The 18,333-nt window shown below is 61.0% G+C and carries 17 protein-coding genes, 1 tRNA gene and 1 pseudogene; 14 read left to right on the top strand and 5 right to left on the bottom strand.

Features of this window, described 5'->3' with window-relative positions; genetic code table 11:
* The first annotated feature begins 47 nt into the window (after positions 1 to 47).
* From dapA to ACYCCG_RS07420, 5 genes are all read left to right on the top strand, one after another.
* Positions 48 to 935, top strand: a complete 888-nt coding sequence (gene dapA, locus ACYCCG_RS07440) for a 4-hydroxy-tetrahydrodipicolinate synthase (protein WP_003254739.1) — start codon at positions 48 to 50, stop codon at positions 933 to 935.
* Positions 936 to 950: 15 nt separating this feature from the next.
* A complete protein-coding gene (gene bamC, locus ACYCCG_RS07435) occupies positions 951 to 2,072 on the top strand; it encodes an outer membrane protein assembly factor BamC (RefSeq protein ID WP_209967578.1) in 1,122 nt (373 codons plus the stop codon).
* Positions 2,073 to 2,831, top strand: a complete 759-nt coding sequence (locus tag ACYCCG_RS07430) for an MBL fold metallo-hydrolase (RefSeq protein ID WP_209967576.1) — start codon at positions 2,073 to 2,075, stop codon at positions 2,829 to 2,831.
* A gap of 30 nt (positions 2,832 to 2,861) precedes the next feature.
* On the top strand, positions 2,862 to 3,572 hold the full coding sequence (purC, locus tag ACYCCG_RS07425) for a phosphoribosylaminoimidazolesuccinocarboxamide synthase (RefSeq protein ID WP_003254733.1): 711 nt from the start codon (positions 2,862 to 2,864) through the stop codon (positions 3,570 to 3,572).
* Between the two features lie 91 nt (positions 3,573 to 3,663).
* Positions 3,664 to 3,753 (top strand) — tRNA-Ser (locus tag ACYCCG_RS07420).
* Positions 3,754 to 3,806: 53 nt separating this feature from the next.
* Here ACYCCG_RS07420 and ACYCCG_RS07415 read toward each other — a convergent pair.
* Together ACYCCG_RS07415 and ACYCCG_RS07410 are read right to left on the bottom strand one after the other, a co-directional pair.
* Positions 3,807 to 4,079, bottom strand: a complete 273-nt coding sequence (locus ACYCCG_RS07415; RefSeq protein WP_012051485.1) for a DUF3077 domain-containing protein — start codon at positions 4,077 to 4,079, stop codon at positions 3,807 to 3,809.
* 136 nt (positions 4,080 to 4,215) lie between these two features.
* A complete protein-coding gene (locus ACYCCG_RS07410) occupies positions 4,216 to 4,479 on the bottom strand; it encodes a hypothetical protein (protein WP_108190684.1) in 264 nt (87 codons plus the stop codon).
* Between the two features lie 640 nt (positions 4,480 to 5,119).
* Between ACYCCG_RS07410 and ACYCCG_RS07405 the strand changes: the two genes are divergently transcribed.
* From ACYCCG_RS07405 to ACYCCG_RS07395, 3 genes are read left to right on the top strand one after another with little or no spacing between them, the layout of a single operon-like run.
* Complete coding sequence (locus ACYCCG_RS07405; protein WP_459669926.1) at positions 5,120 to 5,980, top strand: SH3 domain-containing protein; 861 nt, start codon at positions 5,120 to 5,122, stop codon at positions 5,978 to 5,980.
* Positions 5,981 to 5,988: 8 nt separating this feature from the next.
* A complete protein-coding gene (locus ACYCCG_RS07400) occupies positions 5,989 to 7,839 on the top strand; it encodes a hypothetical protein (protein ID WP_339443537.1) in 1,851 nt (616 codons plus the stop codon).
* Between the two features lie 10 nt (positions 7,840 to 7,849).
* Complete coding sequence (locus ACYCCG_RS07395) at positions 7,850 to 9,058, top strand: hypothetical protein (RefSeq protein ID WP_459669924.1); 1,209 nt, start codon at positions 7,850 to 7,852, stop codon at positions 9,056 to 9,058.
* Between the two features lie 99 nt (positions 9,059 to 9,157).
* Here ACYCCG_RS07395 and tal read toward each other — a convergent pair whose 3' ends face one another.
* Together tal and ACYCCG_RS07385 are read right to left on the bottom strand one after the other, a co-directional pair.
* Positions 9,158 to 10,117: a transaldolase gene (gene tal / locus ACYCCG_RS07390; protein ID WP_209967571.1), complete on the bottom strand. Its 960-nt coding sequence runs from the start codon at positions 10,115 to 10,117 to the stop codon at positions 9,158 to 9,160.
* A 100-nt stretch (positions 10,118 to 10,217) separates the two neighbouring features.
* Positions 10,218 to 11,712 (bottom strand): annotated as a pseudogene (locus ACYCCG_RS07385) (FGGY-family carbohydrate kinase); the annotation flags it as partial.
* 243 nt (positions 11,713 to 11,955) lie between these two features.
* Here ACYCCG_RS07385 and ACYCCG_RS07380 point away from each other — a divergent pair.
* The 5 genes from ACYCCG_RS07380 (at position 11,956) to mqo (ending at position 16,699) form a co-directional block, all read left to right on the top strand.
* A complete protein-coding gene (locus ACYCCG_RS07380; protein ID WP_209967569.1) occupies positions 11,956 to 12,954 on the top strand; it encodes a LacI family DNA-binding transcriptional regulator in 999 nt (332 codons plus the stop codon).
* Between the two features lie 160 nt (positions 12,955 to 13,114).
* Positions 13,115 to 13,843 (top strand): SDR family oxidoreductase, encoded by a 729-nt coding sequence (locus tag ACYCCG_RS07375; protein WP_209967566.1) that lies wholly within the window; start codon positions 13,115 to 13,117, stop codon positions 13,841 to 13,843.
* Between the two features lie 332 nt (positions 13,844 to 14,175).
* A complete protein-coding gene (locus ACYCCG_RS07370) occupies positions 14,176 to 14,364 on the top strand; it encodes a hypothetical protein (RefSeq protein WP_209967564.1) in 189 nt (62 codons plus the stop codon).
* Positions 14,365 to 14,542: 178 nt separating this feature from the next.
* Positions 14,543 to 14,734, top strand: coding sequence for a YhfL family protein (locus ACYCCG_RS07365; protein WP_003254720.1), 192 nt, complete (start codon positions 14,543 to 14,545; stop codon positions 14,732 to 14,734).
* A gap of 327 nt (positions 14,735 to 15,061) precedes the next feature.
* Positions 15,062 to 16,699 carry a malate dehydrogenase (quinone) gene (mqo, locus tag ACYCCG_RS07360; protein WP_459669919.1) on the top strand — a complete coding sequence of 546 codons (1,638 nt, stop codon included), beginning with the start codon at positions 15,062 to 15,064 and terminating at the stop codon, positions 16,697 to 16,699.
* A 130-nt stretch (positions 16,700 to 16,829) separates the two neighbouring features.
* Here mqo and ACYCCG_RS07355 read toward each other — a convergent pair whose 3' ends face one another.
* Positions 16,830 to 17,165, bottom strand: coding sequence for an ArsR/SmtB family transcription factor (locus ACYCCG_RS07355; protein ID WP_021783354.1), 336 nt, complete (start codon positions 17,163 to 17,165; stop codon positions 16,830 to 16,832).
* A gap of 49 nt (positions 17,166 to 17,214) precedes the next feature.
* Here ACYCCG_RS07355 and xenA point away from each other — a divergent pair, with 49 nt between their 5' ends.
* Entirely contained in the window at positions 17,215 to 18,306 is a 1,092-nt protein-coding gene (gene xenA / locus ACYCCG_RS07350; RefSeq protein WP_392460370.1) for a xenobiotic reductase XenA, read from the top strand.
* Positions 18,307 to 18,333: the final 27 nt, after the last annotated feature.

The following is an 18,333-nucleotide window of genomic DNA, read 5'->3' as shown; positions in this document are numbered from 1 at the left end:
TGCCCCCAGTACCATTACCGCTCTCTTTTTCCGGCAGGAGCAGTTACATGATTGCGGGCAGTATGGTGGCATTGGTCACACCCATGGATGCACAAGGGCGTGTTGACTGGGGCAGCCTCGACAAACTTGTAGACTTCCACCTGGAAAACGGCACCCATGCGATCGTCGCTGTCGGCACCACCGGTGAGTCGGCCACGCTGGATGTCGAAGAACACATCCTGGTCATCAAGCACGTGGTCGAGCGCGTCAAACGCAGCGCCAAACCGATTCCGGTCATCGCCGGCACCGGTGCCAACTCCACCGCCGAAGCCGTGCACCTGACCCAGAACGCCAAGAACGCTGGCGCCGACGCCTGCCTGCTGGTAGTGCCGTACTACAACAAGCCGACGCAAGAAGGCCTGTACCAGCACTTCAAGCACATTGCCGAAGCCGTCGACATCCCGCAGATCCTCTACAACGTTCCCGGCCGCACGTCCTGCGACATGCAGGCCGAGACCGTGATCCGCCTGTCGACCGTGCCGAACATCATCGGCATCAAGGAAGCCACGGGCGACCTGGCCCGCGCCAAGGCCATCCTCGATGGCGTCAGCAAGGACTTCATCGTCATGTCCGGCGACGATCCGACTGCCGTCGAGCTGATCCTGATGGGGGGCAAGGGCAACATCTCCGTCACCGCCAACGTCGCTCCGCGCGAAATGGCCGACCTGTGCGAGGCCGCCCTTGAGGGCAATGCCGAGAAGGCCCGCGCAATCAACGAAAAACTCATGCCGCTGCACAAAGACCTGTTCTGCGAGTCCAACCCGATCCCGGTGAAATGGGCGCTCGTCGAAATGGGCCTGATGCAAAAAGGTATTCGCCTGCCCCTGACCTGGCTGAGCGAAGGCTGCCACGAAAAAGTCCGTACTGCCTTGCGCCAGTCCGGCGTACTGGTTTAAGAGGAAGTACACCGCATGAAGCGACTGGCTGGTCTTTCCGCCCTTGCCCTGATTATCTCCAGCACCAGCGGGTGTGGCTGGCTGTGGGGCGAGGATGGCTATTTCCGCGACCGCGGCAGTGACTACCTGCAGGCCCACCCGACCGCGCCGATGCAACTGCCGCCGGACGCCAGCAACGTCAAGCGCCTTGACCCGCTGCTGCCGATTCCGCGTAACGTCGCTGACGATAACGTCGCGGGTGAGTTCGAAGTGCCGCGCCCGCAACCGCTGACCGGCGGTGCCGCCCAGCTCACCGACTACAGCCTGCAGCGCAGTGGCAGCAGCCGTTGGGTACTGGCCCAGCATTCGCCAGCCGAAGTGTGGCCGGTAGCCCGGCAGTTCTTCGAGGACAACGGCTTCCGCATTGCTGAAGAGCGTCCGCAGACAGGTGAGTTCAATACCACCTGGCAGCGTTTCGATGAGCTGTCGGCATCGCTTGGCCAGCGTCTGGCCAGCACTGCCAGCAGCGGTGACAGCGAGGTGCGTGTGCGTGTGCGCATGGAGCCTGGCGTGCAGCGCAACACCTCCGAAGTGTATGTGGTCAGCGTCGAGCGCCCGGCGGGCAGCACTGCCGATCCTGCGTTCCCGTCCACCTCCAGCAATACCGGCACCGATGCCCTGCTGGTCGATGAAATGCTTGCCAGCATGAACCGCAGCGCCGAGAAGGGTGGTTCGGTGTCGCTGCTGGCCGCGCGCGATTTCGACGCACCCAGCCGCGTTAGCCTGAGCGAAGACGGCAGCGGCAACCCGGTACTGTATCTGGGCTCCGACCTGGACCGCGCCTGGTCTGGCGTGGGCCGTGCCCTGGAGCAGGGTGGCGAATGGCGTGTTGAAGACATCAACCGCAGCCTGGGCCTGTACTACATCAACCTGTCCGAGAAGCCTGACGACAAGCAGAACCAGCCTGGCTTCTTCAGCCGCCTGTTCGGCAGCGAGCCGACCAAGGAAGAGCGTGAAGCCCGTGCCGAGCGTTACCAGGTTCGCCTGAGCAAGGTGGGTGAGACCGTGCAGGTCACGGTCGAGAAGAACATCAACACCGTGGCTCCGGCCGATGTCGCCCGCCGCGTGCTGAGCGCCATTCAGGACCACCTGGGCTAAGTGCGCTTCGCGGTACTCGGAAGCGGCAGCCAAGGGAACGGCACGCTGATCGCCAGTGGTGACACGTTCATCCTGGTCGATTGCGGTTTTTCCCTGCGCGAAACCGAGCGGCGCCTGGCGCTGCTCGGTGTGTCGGCGGCCCAGCTCAGTGCGGTATTGGTCACCCACGAACATGCCGACCACGTGCATGGGGTCGGCTTGCTGTCACGGCGCTACAATGTACCGGTCTACCTCAGCCAAGGGACCTTGCGCGGCATGCGCAAGCCGGTCGAGGTGGCCGGTTTTCTCGCTTGTGGCCAAAGCCTGCGCATCGGGAGCCTGGAAGTGACCGCAGCGCGGGTCGAGCACGATGCTTACGAGCCATTGCAGTACGTGGTGAGCGATGGTCAGCGGCGTTTTGGCATGCTTACTGACCTGGGCTCGTACGACGCGCTGCTGTTGGAGCGTTACCAGGGCCTGGATGCACTGCTGATCGAGGCCAACCACTGCCGCGACCTGCTGGCGCGCGGCCACTATCCGGCCTTCTTGAAGCGGCGGGTGGGTGGCATGCAAGGGCATTTGAACAACCACCAGGCCGCGCGCCTGGTGCACGAGTTGGGTTGGAACAACCTGCAACACCTGGTGCTGGCCCACCTCAGCAGCAAGAACAACCTGCCACACTTGGCCCGCCAGTGCTTCGTCGACACCCTTGGGTGCGACCCGGACTGGCTCCAGGTGGCGAATCAGGAACACGGGCTCGACTGGCGCGAAATCGCCTAGCCCAACACCTCAAGCAAGCGGAGCCCAATCATGGAAAAACGCGAAGAACTTTACCGCGGCAAGGCCAAATCGGTTTACAAGACCGACGACGCCGACCGCTTGATCCTGCTGTTCCGTAACGACACGTCGGCGTTCGACGGCAAGCGTATCGAACAACTCGACCGCAAAGGCATGGTGAACAACAAGTTCAATGCCTTCATCATGCAGAAACTGGAAGAAGCCGGCGTGCCGACCCAGTTCGACAAGCTGCTGGGCGACAACGAGTGCCTGGTGAAGAAGCTGGACATGATCCCGGTCGAGTGCGTGGTGCGCAACTACGCTGCCGGCAGCCTGGTCAAGCGCCTGGGCGTGGAGGAGGGCATCAAGCTGGAGCCATCCACCTTCGAGCTGTTCCTGAAGAACGACGAAAAGGGCGACCCCTTCATCAACGAATCCCACGTTGTCGCGTTCGGCTGGGGCACCGCCGAGCAACTGGTGGAAATGAAGAAGCTGTCGTTGAAGGTCAACGAAGTGCTGAGCAAGCTCTTCGATGACGCCGGCCTGCTGCTGGTCGACTTCAAGCTGGAGTTCGGCGTATTCCACGGCCAGATCGTGCTGGGCGATGAGTTCAGCCCGGACGGCTGCCGCCTGTGGGACAAAGAAACCCGCAAGAAGATGGACAAGGACCGCTTCCGTCAGGGCCTGGGCGACGTGATCGAAGCCTACGAAGAAGTTGCCAAGCGCCTGGGCGTGCCGCTGTAAGCGACGCGTTCACGCAAGCGCCTGATACCACGCGGTTTTTTTGAAAAAAAGATTTGCGTTTTAAAAGAACGCTGGTATGATGCGCGGCATTGGAGAGATGCCGGAGTGGTCGAACGGGACGGATTCGAAATCCGTTGTACTGGCAACAGTACCTAGGGTTCAAATCCCTATCTCTCCGCCATACAAGATCAAGCCCCTGGAAGCGAAAGCTTTCGGGGGCTTTTTCGTTGCGGCTTACTTTTTCATCATCCCCAACTCAGCATCATCCAGCAGCGCCTTGGCCATCGCGCTCAGGTAATGCGAGGCCCAGATCAGTTTCTGGTCGCCGTCCATCAGGCCGGTGATGATCAGGTCGCGCACGTAACCCATCAGTTCGGAAGCCTGCTCGCGGGCGTCCTGGCAGGGGATGCCGGGTTCGATGCGGAACAGCGGGTGGGTGTTGTTTTCGCCTTGGTAGAAGCAGGTCTTGCCGACTGTGGTGGGTTCTGTTGTGTTGTCGGTGGGCATTGTTTTGTTTCCCTGGATTCTGGGTTGCCTGGGCTGGCCTCTTCGCGGGCACGCCCGCTCCCACAGGTACTGTGCAGTGCGTGACGGCTGTGATGACCCTGTGGGAGCGGGCGTGCCCGCGAAGAGGCCAGACCTGCTAATGCAAGGTGTAAGGCTCTGTGGGTAAATGCGGCCGCATCTGCAACTGCATCAACGCCGACTCGACCAGCCCCTGTACCGCTTCCATTTCATGGATCACGGCCTGCATCACGATCGAGCTGTGGGCGGTAGGTTTGAGTTGCACGGATTGGCGGGCCACGGACAGGGCGCAGAGCACGTACTCTGAGGACTGGACCAGGGTGTCTTGCAGGATCTGGGTGGAATGGGGGGAGTAGGGTGGATCGGGGACTGTCTTGCGCATGTAAGCTCCTTGGGTAGTGGAGCCGCCTGGCAACGCTGTCAAACGAATGGAGGCAGCTATACATGGGTTGACAGACCGGTACCCAAGGACCCGGCGCACACGAATGTGCCCCATGCACAGCTGCCATTAAGCGCTGCAACGGAGACTTGAGTAGTCGGCCTGTCAAAGCCGGTCGCTGATTTCACAACGACGAGCCGAGACTAGAGCGCGACCGAATCCGTCGCAACCGTTTGAGCGGGTTGGCAGTATGTTTGGGAAACGCCCTACAAGGAAGGGGATAATTCTGAGTACAAGTTGTAGGACGGATTTCTACTAATCAATCAGACAGGCTTCCTGCAACATTTTGTCTTGAACTGCCAATGGCACCTTGGGCTACAATGCGGCCCTCTGATACGCCACTCACGCCCAGGCCACACGCCGTAATGATTACGCGCGCTGGGCGATGAACTCTTCCTGACATGGATTCGTTGGATGCTTTGCGCCGTACTGGTCTCCCCCTGCGCCTCTCGCTGGATGGCTGAATTGTCGTCTGCGGCCAGTGCTGCACACTTTCTGAAAACCCCGCACAAACTCGAATGCTGCCGCCAACCATTGGCTGCGGTACGCGGCTGTGCGCCCCACCGAAAATGGAGTGCTCCACTTGCGTAAGAAATTCGTCGCGTCCCTTCTGGCGGTCGCCATCGCCTCTACCACGGCCTGTGCACAGCTCGGGATCAGCAAAGAGCAAGCGGGCACCGTGATCGGTGGCCTGGCCGGTGTGGCCATCGGCTCGACCATGGGCAGTGGTAACGGCAAGATCGCCGCAGCCCTGATCGCAGGTGGCATCGGTGCCTACATGGGCAACCGTATCGGCCACATGCTGGACGAGAAGGACCAGCAGGCCCTGGCGCTGCGCACCCAGGAGGTGCTGAGCCAGCAGCAGACCACCGCCAGCGCCCAACCGGTGACCTGGAAGTCCGACCATTCGGGCGCCACCGCGCAGATCGTGCCGGGCAAGGAATACACCAAGACCAAGCAGGTCGAGGTCAAGCGCGCGCCGAAGATCCAGGCGGTGCCGTCGATGAAGCTGATCAATGAGCCGTATGTGACCACCAGCGACAACCTCAATGTGCGCGCCGCGCCCAATCAGACTGGCGAGAAGGTCGGCAGCCTGAGGAACCACACCGAATTCACTGCCGTGGGCTCCACCGGTGACTGGATCCTGGTCGGGCGCAAGGGCGTGACTGTGGGCTACGTGCACAAGAACTACGTCGAGCCCAAGGCGCAAGCGGTCGCCAAGCGCGTAACGCCAGCCGTCAACCTGGACGAGCTGGACGTTGCTGCCAGCAAGGAAACCCAAGGCTTCGACCTGGACTCGGTGCAGTCGCTGCCGACCCAGACAGTTGCCGCCGAAGCGGCCTGCCGCCCGGTCACCGTCAGCCTGAAATCGCAAAGCGGCAAGACTGAGCAAGAGCAGAACACCTTCTGCAAACAAGCCAATGGCACCTGGGAACTGATCTGAGGAACTCCATGAAAAAGCACGCGCTCGCGCTGGCAGTGATCGGCGCTTGTGGTCTGGTACCGCAGGCGTTCGCCCACGAGCTGGCCTTTTCCAAGAAAGACAACATCAAGGTCGAAGTGCCTGGGGATGCCACCACCTGGTGCAAGCCCCAGGTCGACCTGACCATTACCCGCCCGGCCTGGGATAACCAGGAACTGCTGTCGGGCCTGCTGACCAAGCTGCCGTTCGTGTTCGCCAAGGACTGCTCGACCGCCAAGGTGAGCTGGAAGGCGGTCGATGCCAAGGGCAACCTGTACGCCAGCGGCTCGGGCAATGCCAGCAACCTGGGGCTGGTGACCCTGGCGGCCGCGCCTGCCGCAGCTGCCCCTGCGCCGGCTGCAGCACCTGCGCCAGTGCCGACACCTGTGCAGCCAGAGGCACCAGTTCCTGCTGCAGCGGCTTCAGCCCCTGCTGCTGAGCCAGCCCCGGCGGTAGTTGAAGCCGCACCCGCGAAAGCAGAAGCTGCCCCGGCTCCCGCGCCTGCCCCAGCCGTAGCTGCAGAACCGGCCCCTGCGCCGGCCACCAAAGCCCCGGCCCCTGCCACAGCAGTAGCAGCAGCCCCCACCTCGGACTTCGGCCGCTCGGTGGTCCTGGAAAACCGCAACCTGATGCAGGTAACAGACGGCGCCGGCTGCAAATGGGTGCTCAGCAAGTCGATCATCGGCGACGGCGACACCCTGTCGTTCGGCACCACCCCGGCCATGCCGTGCCCGGCCTCCGGCTTTGGCGAAGGCAGCTTCGAAAAAATCAGCTGGAAGGCCGTGGGCACCTACCGGGGTGATAACTGGAACCGCGTCTACGCGCACCCGAGCGGCCTGATCTTCATCAAGAACCTCGAGCCTGCGGTGAAGAACAAGGCTGTTTCCTACCTCACCGCGCAAGCTGACCAAGCCGCGTTCCTGGTGGGCGAAATCCCCGGCCGGCAGATGAAGGTGTACCTGACCTTCAGCCGTTCCAGCTACGGCGTACTGCGCCCATTCGGCAGCGACCCGTACTACGTGGTGGTCACCCCGGACGAGTCGTTTGCCCTGGACGCGGCCAAGTACAAGGAAGCTGCGCTGGAAATCTTCGACCTGATCAAGACCACCTCGCCGACCACCACGGATGTGGCCACCCTGTTCATCGTCAAGGACCTGTCGGCGATCTCGAACAACATCTGGGGCAATGACGCGCAGAAAATTACCCGCAACCGCATCGGCATCAACCGTCAGGGCCTGTTCTTCGATGTGCGCGAGGGTACGAACTGGGCGGTTCAGCGTGAGCAGCGGCGGGTGCGTGAAGAGCGTCAGCGCCAACAGGAACTGGCCCGTGTGCATACCCGTGTACTGGAGCGTTACCAGCAGCTGCAGGACGGCATGAGCGACTTCAAGGGGCGTGAAACCGAGGCCCTGGCACAAATGGCCGGCATCAAGGTGCGCTTCGCTTCGCCATTGGAGCAGCAAAACCCTGCGACCTCGGCCAGCGTGGCGCCGATGATGGTGCACGTTACCGGCACGCAGGGCGACTTCTACACCATCGACTTCCCGAGCAAGGGCCGTCTGGTCGCTGACGAGGAATACAGCGAAGGCTGGTACGTGACCCAGGTGGCCAACGCCACGCCGTACTACCCGCTGGACGATGGCCGTGCCGTGCCTACCTACCGGGCCTACAGCGTGGGTGAGCCCGAGGCTTGCAAGCAGGACCACTGTGCTGACCGCGTGTCGTTCGGTGCCGTACTGGCCAAGGAATTCCCCAATGCCGGTATCGATTTCAGCTGGACCCCCGAGGTCTCCCAAAAGTACGTGAACGACTGGAACAACGCTTCCGCGATGGTCCAGTGAGGCAAACACCATGATCAAACAGATGAACAAGAAGCAGCTGCTGATTGGCGGTGTGGCCGCGGCGGTGCTGGTGCTCGGCGGTGGTTATGCAATGGTCTCCAGCTCGGGCAAGAAGGCTGCGCTGGCCTACTACGACGACTTCAAGGAGCGTTACTTCCTTGAGGATGTACTCTCTGAGGGTGACATTTCCTACTCGGCGTTCTCGGGCAACCTGACCGTCGCCGAGCCTGAGATCCGTGTCACTGCGGCGCAGACCAACGGTGCCCAACAGTTCATGCGCGGCCTGTCAGGCTTGATGGAATCGGTCCGCGGCAGTTCGACGGAAGAAGGCCTGGCGGGTTGGGCCAAGTACCAGCTCAACGTCAGCCGTAATGTTGCCGGCATATACCTGAAAGCCGATGCGCTGAAGCTGTCTCACGACGGTGACAGCAAGGACGGTACCATTCACATCCAGTTGCTCGGCATGCAGATGGCAAACCCCTTCGTTGCCAGCAAGGGCGCCGAAGTGGTTCTGGTGGCTGATGTCAGCGACGAGATCCAGCCGCGTGCAGAGCTGACCGCCAATGGCCGGGCCACTGAGTCGGGGTTCGCCTGGGGGGGCAACATGGCGGTCCGCCAGCCGGTGACAGGCGCGTTTCTGGTCAGCAGTACGGGCGATTTTGGCACCACGGTTGACCTGGACTTCACCATCAAGCGCTCCAGTGACGGTGAAGGCTCGATGGCGTTTGTCGTGACCCACCGTAACGATGGCTCCAAGGTAGGTGAGATCGTGCGCAAGGCCGACTTCCAGTCGCTGCCGGAGCTGGACGATGTCGAAACCCTGCTCAAGAGTGCGCTCAGTGCCATGCTGATCGGGGCATACAGCCCTTACACCGGCCAGTCGGTATTGGCCGAAACAGTGAGTGGTTTTGCGCGCAAGGCAAAGGTCGAGAACTACTCGGTGAGCTACAGCGGCTTCAAACCGCTGAAAGAGGCTTTCAGCGATTACCAGCAGCAAGTCCCCAAGGCGAAGTTCGCAGCTTTTTGCCAGGAGGTTGGGCTGTCATCGTGGAGCAGTGATTTTGGCTCCAAGGGCAAGAACCACAGTGACTCGGAATGTGCCATCGGGCAGAAGTTGGTCGAGGAGGGCAAGTTCGAAGAGCAGTACATCTTCAAGGAAGGCAAGAGTCTGTTTGCGGCGTTGTTCGTGAGCAAGGCATATCAGCTGGAAACCAATTGACGGTTGATGGCTGATGAGAAAGGCCCTCGGCGACCATACATTGCCGAGGGCATAGCCCCGCTGTCAGTTTGGCTCGGGCAACTGGGTGAGCACCCGTCCTCATCCCCCGAAACGTTGCCCAACAAGTGCCTCCAGCGCCCGCTGATCGTGGGTGAAGCCGCGTATCCCTTCAGCCAGCTTTTCGGTCGCCATCGCGTCCTCATTCATTTGCCAGCGAAAATCAGCCTCGCTCAGTGGTGCTGGCGGCGTCTCGCATTCTGCGTTTTCGACGAGGGCAACCGGTAGACTACCCTCGGTGGCAGCCAGCTCCTCAAGCAGTGCCGGGCTGATCGTCAGCCGATCGCATCCTGCCAGCGCAACGATTTCACCCACGTTGCGAAAGCTCGCCGCCATCACCGATGTGGCGTAACCGTGGCGGCGCATGAAGTGCTGACAGGCCATGACCAACCCGACCCCCGGCTCCTGTGCTGGCATGAACGTTGTTTCAGGCAGGGCCTGGCGATGCCAATCCAGTACCCGGCCCACGAATGGCGAAATCAGGAACACCCCGGCTTCCGCACACGCGCGGGCCTGGGCCAGGCTGAAGATCAGCGTCAGATTGCACTGAATACCCTCGCGCTCCAGTTCAGCCGCCGCGCGGATACCTTCCCAGGTTGCCGCCAGCTTTATCAGGATGCGGTCGCGTGAGACGCCGGCGGCCTCATACAGTGCGGTCAACCGCCGGGCTTTCATCATGCTTGCCTGTGTGTCGAACGACAGCCTTGCGTCTACCTCACTCGATACCCGGCCTGGGACGTACTGCATCAAGCTGCAGCCCAAGGCTACCACCAGGCGGTCACAGACATATTCGATCGCCTCCGGTGTGGGCAAGCCGGAGGCGACGGCAGTGGTGCACAGGTCTTCGAGCAAGGTGTCGTACTGGCCCGACTTCATGGCCTTGAGCACCAATGAAGGGTTAGTGGTGGCATCCTGCGGCGCGAAACGGCGTACCGCCTGGACATCGCCGGTGTCGGCGACCACTGTGCTGTGTTGCTTCAGCTGGCTAAGCCATGTGGACATGTTGGCATCTCTCTTGTGATTGATCTCAGTCGGCAAGTGGCTGGGCGGTGCGTGACAGGGTGGCAGACGCAGGTGCTGGCTGCTGCCTTGCCAGGTCGGCCAGGCGATGCATGATCGGTTTCAATGCGTCATAGGAAGCGCAGTAATGGGCAAACATCTGGTCATACAAGGCTGTGTTCGCAGGGTCTGGTCGGGCCCGCAGGCGCAGGGTGCGCCACTGGCGGATGACCTCGACATTTTCGACCGCGCCTATTGCCATGGCCGCGAGGACGGCGCCGCCTAAAGGTGCTTCCACTTGCTCTTCGATGGTGAACACGTCATACCCGGTAACATCGGCGATGATTTGCATCCACAGGTCTGATGCCGTGCCACCGCCTACCACGATCAGTTGCGGGTCAAGGTTGCACCCCGCATCACCGCCTTGTTGCATGTTGTGGCGCAAGGCAAAGGCCAGGCCTTCGAGTACCGCGCGGTACAGATGGGCCTTGTGATGGAACAGCGACAGGCCTACATAGGCACCCGAAGCCCTGGCGTCCCAGATGGGGGTGCGCTCGCCCATGAGGTACGGCAAGAACAGCAGGCCTTCTGCACCTGCGGGAGTCTTGGCAGCCTCCCGTTCGATCAACTGGTGCACCTCGACGCCGGGTGCCAGGGCCGCCGCCTGCTTTTCCTCGGTACAGAACTGCTCACGGAACCAGCTGATTGCAGCGCCTGCAGTAATTGCGCCGCCAAAGCTGTAGGTGGTGGTGGCGGTTTCGTGCACATAAGGCATGTTGATCAGGCCCGGGCTTGCATCGCTGTGCTGTTTGATAAAGCCCCAGCACATGCTGGTGCCCAGCATCGCCACATGGTTGCCCGGGGCAACCACCCCGGCTGCCAGCGACCACCGCCGTGCCAGGCAGCAGCCCCAACCGCTGCGCTGCCGCCGGAAGCAGGTGGCCGATGATTTGCCCGGGCGCCACCAGGCGTTGTGGCATGAGCGCGGGGTCGATGCCCAGTGCTTCCATCATGTCGGGCGACCAGGCGCGTGCCGCCAGGTCATAGATGCCACCGATATTGCCTGCAGAACTGTGGTCCACCGCCAGTTCGCCGGTCAGATGGTATTGCACATAGCTGTTGGGAGGTAGCAAGTAGCGGGTCCTGCTCCAGACCTCTGGCAGGTTGCGCTTGATCCAGAGCATCTTCGTGTAGCCGTAATAGCTGTCAACGCCGTTGCCGGTGATGCGCGCCAGTTGTTCGACGTCCAGGTGGCTACGCACCCATTCGGCCTCGGCGATAGCCCGCCGGTCCATCCAGATCAGGCAGGGGTGCAGAGGCTCGATGCCGGCGTCTACCGGGATGCCCGAGCCACCGTAGAGGCTGCTGATGCAAATGGCCTTGACCCGGGCTGCTGGCACCTGGCTTCGGCGGACGCTGGCGGCCACCGTGTCGTACACCGCATCCAGCCATACTTGTGGCCATTGCTGTGCCCACAACGGGCGGGGCTGCTCCACCTGATAGCTGGCTGATGCCTGGGCCTGCACTTCCCCCTGCGTTGACATCAGCAGTGCCTTGGTACTCTGCGTGCCGATGTCGACACCGATCACGTAATCCATGCGTACACCCTTGTTGTTGGTCTGTTGGGTTTTGGTGATTGTCAGCATTGCAAAAGCAGATCAGCCGGATCTTGCGCAATGACAGGCTGATCAAGCGTTGGGCAGTGCAATGTTAACGTTTACATTGCGGAAGCTAACACAGCATCTTTTCTCCTACAATCTGCTGCGATTTGTCGGTTGGCCCTGAATCGGCGAAAATCCGGTCATCAACGTACCCGCGCCTTCGCCACCTTCCGAGCGTTCATGACCAGACCAGTCAAAGCCACCATCACCGACATCGCCAAGCGTGTGAACATGACCACCGTCACGGTCTCGCGTGCGCTCAACCAACCGGAGAAGGTCAAGAAGGAGACGTTAGAGCAGATACTGAAAGTGGCTCGCGAGCTCAACTACGTGCCCAATGCCTTTGCCCGCAACCTCAAGAACCGTGAAAGCCGGTTGGTCGGCCTGGTGACGGCAAGCCTGGAGAACCCGTTTTACGGTGAAATCATCAAGGCGATCACGCGCGAGGCGAAGAAGCGCGACTACACCTTGATGTTGTTCGATACCGATGGATCCGAAGAGCTGGAGGCGCGGGCGATCGATACGCTGCTCAGCTATCAGGTGGCGGGGCTGATCCTGTCGGCTATCAGCGATGATGATACCTACCAGCCAAGCTACCTGCCCAAGCTGGTGATGTCGTCGATTCCGGTGGTGCAGATCGACCGTCAGCTGACTGGCGCCCCATTCGCCGGCGTGTACCTGGACAACGAGCAAAGTGGTTACCAGGGCGCTCGGGCGCTGCTTGCACAGGGCTTGCGCCGGCTGCTGGTAGTGGCCGGGCCGCAACGCTCCAATATCTCCTTGTCGCGCCTTGCCGGGATCCGTCGGGCACTGGAACAGTGGCCAGAACCGACCGTTCTGGAGGTTGTGCACGGCGACTTCGTCCAGGCGCCGGCCCGGGACGCGGTGCGCAACTACCTGCAGAGCGGCAAGTGGCCCGATGTCATTTTCGGCCTGAACGCGCTGATGACCCTGGGCGCGCTGCAGGCAATGCGCGAATTGGGCTTGAGCCGCGACGACATTGCGCTGTTCAGCATTGACCAGGTGCGCTATGCCGAAATCTACGGCCAACCTATCCCTTGCATCAGCCATAGCAGCGCGAAACTGGGGATTGGAGCAATCAACATGTTGCTGGACCAGATAGATGACCCTTCGCTGTCACCACAGAGTCAGATAATCGAAGGCCAGTTGCTGCTCTGACCCCGCAGGCCAGGCATGCCTACATATTTCGATGCAAATGTAGACGTTGACATATCTATGTACCCTGGCATCAGATATGGCGGCACGCATGTGATGCTGCATGTAAACGTCTACATAATAATGACAACAGCGCCCTTGAGCGGGCGCGGGGAGATGCCTGATGGGAATGCACCTGCAGGGTAAAGTGGCGGCCGTGACCGGTGCTGCATCCGGAATAGGCCTGGCAACCGCCACTGCGATGGTGGCAGCAGGGGCCAGGGTGGTTATGGTTGACCGTGACGAGCAATTGCTTGCCAAGGCCTGTGAACAGTTGGGTGAGGCTGCCATCCCGTTGGTGATCGATCTGCTCGTCCCTGACAGCTGCGCGACCCTGATGCCGGGTATCCTGGCAGTTGCCGGCCAGCTCGATATCCTGCATGCCAATGCTGGCTGCTATGTGGGCGGGGAGTTCGTTGAAAACGACATGGCAGCCATCGACCGCATGCTGAATCTCAATATCAATGCCGTGGTCAGGAACGTGCATGATGTGCTGCCGCACATGATCGATCGCGGCCAGGGTGACATTGTGGTGACCGGTTCGGTGGCTGGCCATTTCCCGGTGCCCTGGGAACCGGTGTACTCGGCCTCCAAGTGGGCGGTCAACGGCTTTGTGCAGACTGTGCGGCGGCAGGTAAAGCACCATGGTATCCGCGTGGGGGCGGTTTCGCCTGGCCCGGTCAGCAGCGCCCTGCTGGCCGATTGGCCGGAAGAAAACCTGCGCAAGGCCAAGGAGAGCGGCAGCCTGATCGAGCCCGACGACATCGCGGATGCGGTGATGTATATGCTCACCCGCCCGCGCAACGTGACCATTCGGGACATGATCGTTCTACCGTCAGCATTTGATATGTAAGCAAGTTGAGCCTCATCGTGACGCAAGGTCGCTCATGCACGGGGCGCGCGCCCGCCTGGAAGTGTGCTGGGTGACCTTGAGTCGGCATGAAGGTGCGGAAGTAAAAGTGCGCAGATCCGCCGGTGAATGTGCCTACATCTGCAATTGCAAGAAGGCTGTCTCGACATGGTTCTGCGCCGCACGAGCAGGACGCCGAGCATTCGTTGATAGAACACTGCGAAGTTGCCACAGCGCTAAATCGTCGGCTGCCAAAATGGCCGCTAGAAAAGCGGGTTGGCATCCAAGCCCGGTGCGTGAAAAATTCTCGGTGTTGTCACGAAGGGATGCGTGAAATGAAGTTCGAACGAACTTTCCTGTACACCGGGAAAAAATGGCTAGCGCTGGTATCGGCGGGCGGGGCATTCGGCGTCTTTGCCAGCGAAGATGGAGGGTCAGGGTTGAAAACGGTAACTCTGTCAATTATTGCACTGGGTGTCGGGATTGGGCTGTTCATAGGGCGGCGCTTTGAAGGGGGCTGGTGATAGGCGCCATATTCATGGCCTTCGTTTCGCACTCTAAAGGGCCCTACGCAGCTGGGCTTTTTGTTGCTCGCCTGCAACGAGTCATTGCACTTTGTGACTTGGATCCATTGCCTGGGTTCTGTATCATTCTGCCGCCATCAGACGATGGTCGAAGATGATTCATTTAAAGGACTGAGTAATGAAAAAGCTGTTCAAGGCCACCGTAGCCGTTGCTGTCGTATCGGGTGTTGCCCTGCTGTCGGGTTGCACTGGCCAAGTTTACAACCAACCGAAAAACTGCACCTACGACTACCTGTTCCACCCTTCGGTTTCCATCTCCAAGATCATCGGTGGCTGCGGCCCGATCGATAAACTGCCTCAGCAGCAGTAATCTTGGCGGTACCCTGATCGCGACGCGTGCGGCGTGATCCAAGGCCCCCGGTCATGTACATGGTCGGGGTTTTTTGTTTTTAGCGTGACATTCTGCCGCTGGGGCAACCGGTCGCCTTGACGCCCCGGCCTGCAATTTGTTTGTGCTGGCATTTCAGATACAATCGGAAAAACGATTCAGCCTTGTCGGTCAATTCGACCAAAGGCCGAGTCGTTTTCTGGTTCTCTGGCTGCTGAACAATGATCAACAACAAGCCTGCGCTGAAGAACACGCTTTACCGGGGCCAGCCACAGGCCCTCACTCTGTTCTCCTGACTGGAAATGATCAATGTTCAAGAAAGCTGGCAAGACCTTGCTGGGTCTGGCGGTCGCTGCAAGCGTCATGCAAGCGCACGCTGCAGAAACCAAGAAAGTAGACGTGCTGCTGGTCGGCGGCGGCATCATGAGTTCGACCCTGGCCGTGTGGCTGCACGAGCTGGAGCCAAGCTGGTCGATGGAAATGGTCGAGCGCCTGGATGGCGTGGCCGAAGAAAGCTCCAACGGCTGGAACAACGCCGGTACCGGCCACTCCGCGTTGGCCGAGCTGAACTACACCCCGGAAGACAAAGACGGCAACGTCAACATCTCCAAGGCCATCGAAATCAACGAAGCCTTCCAGATTTCCCGCCAGTTCTGGTCGTGGCAGGTACGCCAGGGCGTACTGAAGAACCCGCACTCGTTCATCAACACCACCCCGCACATGAGCTTCGTGTGGGGCGATGACAACATCAAGTTCCTCAAGAAACGTTACGACGCACTGCAGACCAGCCCGCTGTTCCGCCCGATGCAGTACTCCGAGGACCACGCGCAGATCGCCAAGTGGGTCCCGCTGATGATGGAAGGCCGCGACCCGAAGCAGAAGCTGGCCGTGACCTGGACGCCAATCGGTACCGACGTCAACTTTGGTGAGATCACCCGCCAGTTCGTTGGCCACCTGCAGACCCAGAAAGGCTTCGACCTGAAGCTGTCCAGCGAAGTGCAGGACATCACCCGCAACAAGGACGGCTCCTGGCACGTCGAATACAAGAACCTGAAGGACGGCACCGAGTCGGCCACCGACGCCAAGTTCCTGTTCATCGGTGCCGGCGGCGGCGCATTGAAGCTGCTGCAGAAGTCGGGTATTCCGGAAGCCAAGGAATACGCAGGTTTCCCGGTGGGCGGTTCGTTCCTGGTGACCGAGAACCCGACCGTGGCCATGCAGCACATGGCCAAGGCCTATGGTATCGCCTCGACCGGTGCGCCACCCATGTCGGTCCCGCACCTGGACACCCGTGTGCTGGATGGCAAGCGCGTGATCCTGTTTGGCCCGTTCGCCACCTTCTCGACCAAGTTCCTGAAGAATGGCTCGTACCTGGACCTGCTGAGCAGCACCACCACCCACAACGTGTGGCCGATGACCAAAGTCGGTATCGACCAGTACCCACTGGTCGAGTACCTCGCTGGCCAGCTGATGCTGTCTGACGATGACCGCTTCGAAGCCCTGCGCACCTACTTCCCGAACGCCAAGAAAGAAGAATGGCGCCTGTGGCAGGCCGGCCAGCGCGTGCAGATCATCAAACGTGATGCCGAGAAGGGCGGCGTGCTGAAGCTGGGCACTGAAGTGGTGGCGTCCGAAGACCGCACCATCGCGGGCCTGCTGGGTGCCTCGCCGGGTGCTTCGACTGCTGCGCCGATCATGCTGCACGTGCTGGAAACGGTGTTCAAGGAGAAGGTCGCTACCCCAGAGTGGCAGGCCAAGATCAAGGAAATCGTGCCCAGCTACGGCACCAAGCTGAACGATTCGGCAGCGGCCACCCAGAAAGAGTGGAACTACACCGCTGAAGTGCTGCAGCTGGGGAAACCGCCGGTGATCGACGCCAGCGTTGAGTTCGGTGGCGCGGCGAGCGACCCGGTTGAGAGCAAGCCCGAGAACGACATGGCGCTGTAATCGGCCATTGTTGTGAAACTAGCCACGGGGGAGACCTCGTGGCTTTTTTTTGCCAAGCACAGCGCAACCCTCGGGCTTATCGCCATCCCTGGTAGGAGCGGGTTCACCCGCGAAGAGGCCTGCACAGGTATCACTGCTGGCGCAGTATGCACTCCAGCAACCCCGGGAACCGCTTATCCAGCATCTCGCTACGCAGCGAATTCATATGGGTAGTCCCGACATTGCGGGTTTGCACCAGCCCTGCATCACGCAACACACGGAAGTGGTGGGACATGCTCGACTTCGGCCGGCCTCCGTCCAGCTCGCCACAGCTGGCCTCGGCCACGCCGGCCAGGTGACGGACGATTTCCAGGCGCACGGGGTCGCTGAGCGCATAGAGCAGGCGTTCAAGGATAAGGTCTTCGGGGTTGGGATGTTTATAGGCTCGCATGGTTGACATGATAACGGGGGTTTCATTAATTGCCATAGTTCGATTATGATCGAACAACAGTAATCAAATGAGCCCGGAGTTTCCCATGTCCGCACTGTTCGAACCCTACACCCTCAAAGACGTCACCCTGCGTAACCGCATTGCCATTCCGCCGATGTGCCAGTACATGGCCGAAGACGGGATGATCAACGACTGGCACCACGTACACCTGGCCGGCCTGGCCCGTGGTGGTGCCGGCTTGCTGGTGGTCGAAGCCACTGCTGTGGCGCCGGAAGGGCGTATCACCCCCGGTTGCGCCGGGATCTGGAGCGATGCCCACGCTCAGGCGTTCGTACCGGTGGTGCAGGCCATCAAGGCTGCCGGTTCCGTGCCGGGCATCCAGATCGCCCACGCCGGGCGCAAGGCCAGCGCCAACCGCCCGTGGGAGGGTGACGACCACATTGTCGCCGACGATGCACGTGGCTGGGAGACCATTGCCCCGTCTGCCATTGCCTTTGGCGCGCACCTGCCGAAGGTGCCACGGGAAATGACGCTGGACGATATCGCCCGGGTCAAGCAGGACTTCGTCGATGCCGCCCGCCGTGCGCGTGATGCCGGCTTCGAGTGGATAGAACTGCATTTCGCCCATGGCTACCTGGGCCAGAGCTTCTTCTCCGAGCACTCCAACAAGCGCACCGATGCCTATGGCGGCAGCTTCGACAACCGCAGCCGCTTCCTGCTGGAAACACTGGCCGCCGTGCGCGAAGTGTGGCCGGAGAACCTGCCGCTGACCGCGCGCTTTGGTGTGTTGGAGTACGATGGCCGCGATGAGCAGACCCTGGAAGAGTCGATCGAACTGGCCCGCCGCTTCAAGGCCGGTGGGCTCGACCTGCTGAGCGTGAGTGTCGGCTTCACCATTCCCGACACCAACATCCCCTGGGGGCCAGCGTTCATGGGGCCGATTGCCGAGCGCGTGCGCCGCGAAGCGAAGCTGCCCGTGACGTCGGCGTGGGGCTTTGGTACGCCGCAGTTGGCGGAGGCCGCATTGCAGGCCAACCAGCTGGATCTGGTTTCGGTCGGGCGCGCGCATCTGGCCGACCCGCACTGGGCTTACTTTGCGGCCAAGGAACTGGGGGTGGAAAAAGCGTCCTGGACCTTGCCGGCACCGTATGCGCACTGGCTCGAGCGTTACCGCTGAGGCTTGGAGGGGCTGCTTTGCAGCCCA

The organism is Pseudomonas sp. VEM90, assembly GCF_054611535.1.
The sequence above is the reverse complement of the archived record's forward strand: the minus strand, read 5'-3'. Positions and strand labels throughout refer to the sequence as shown.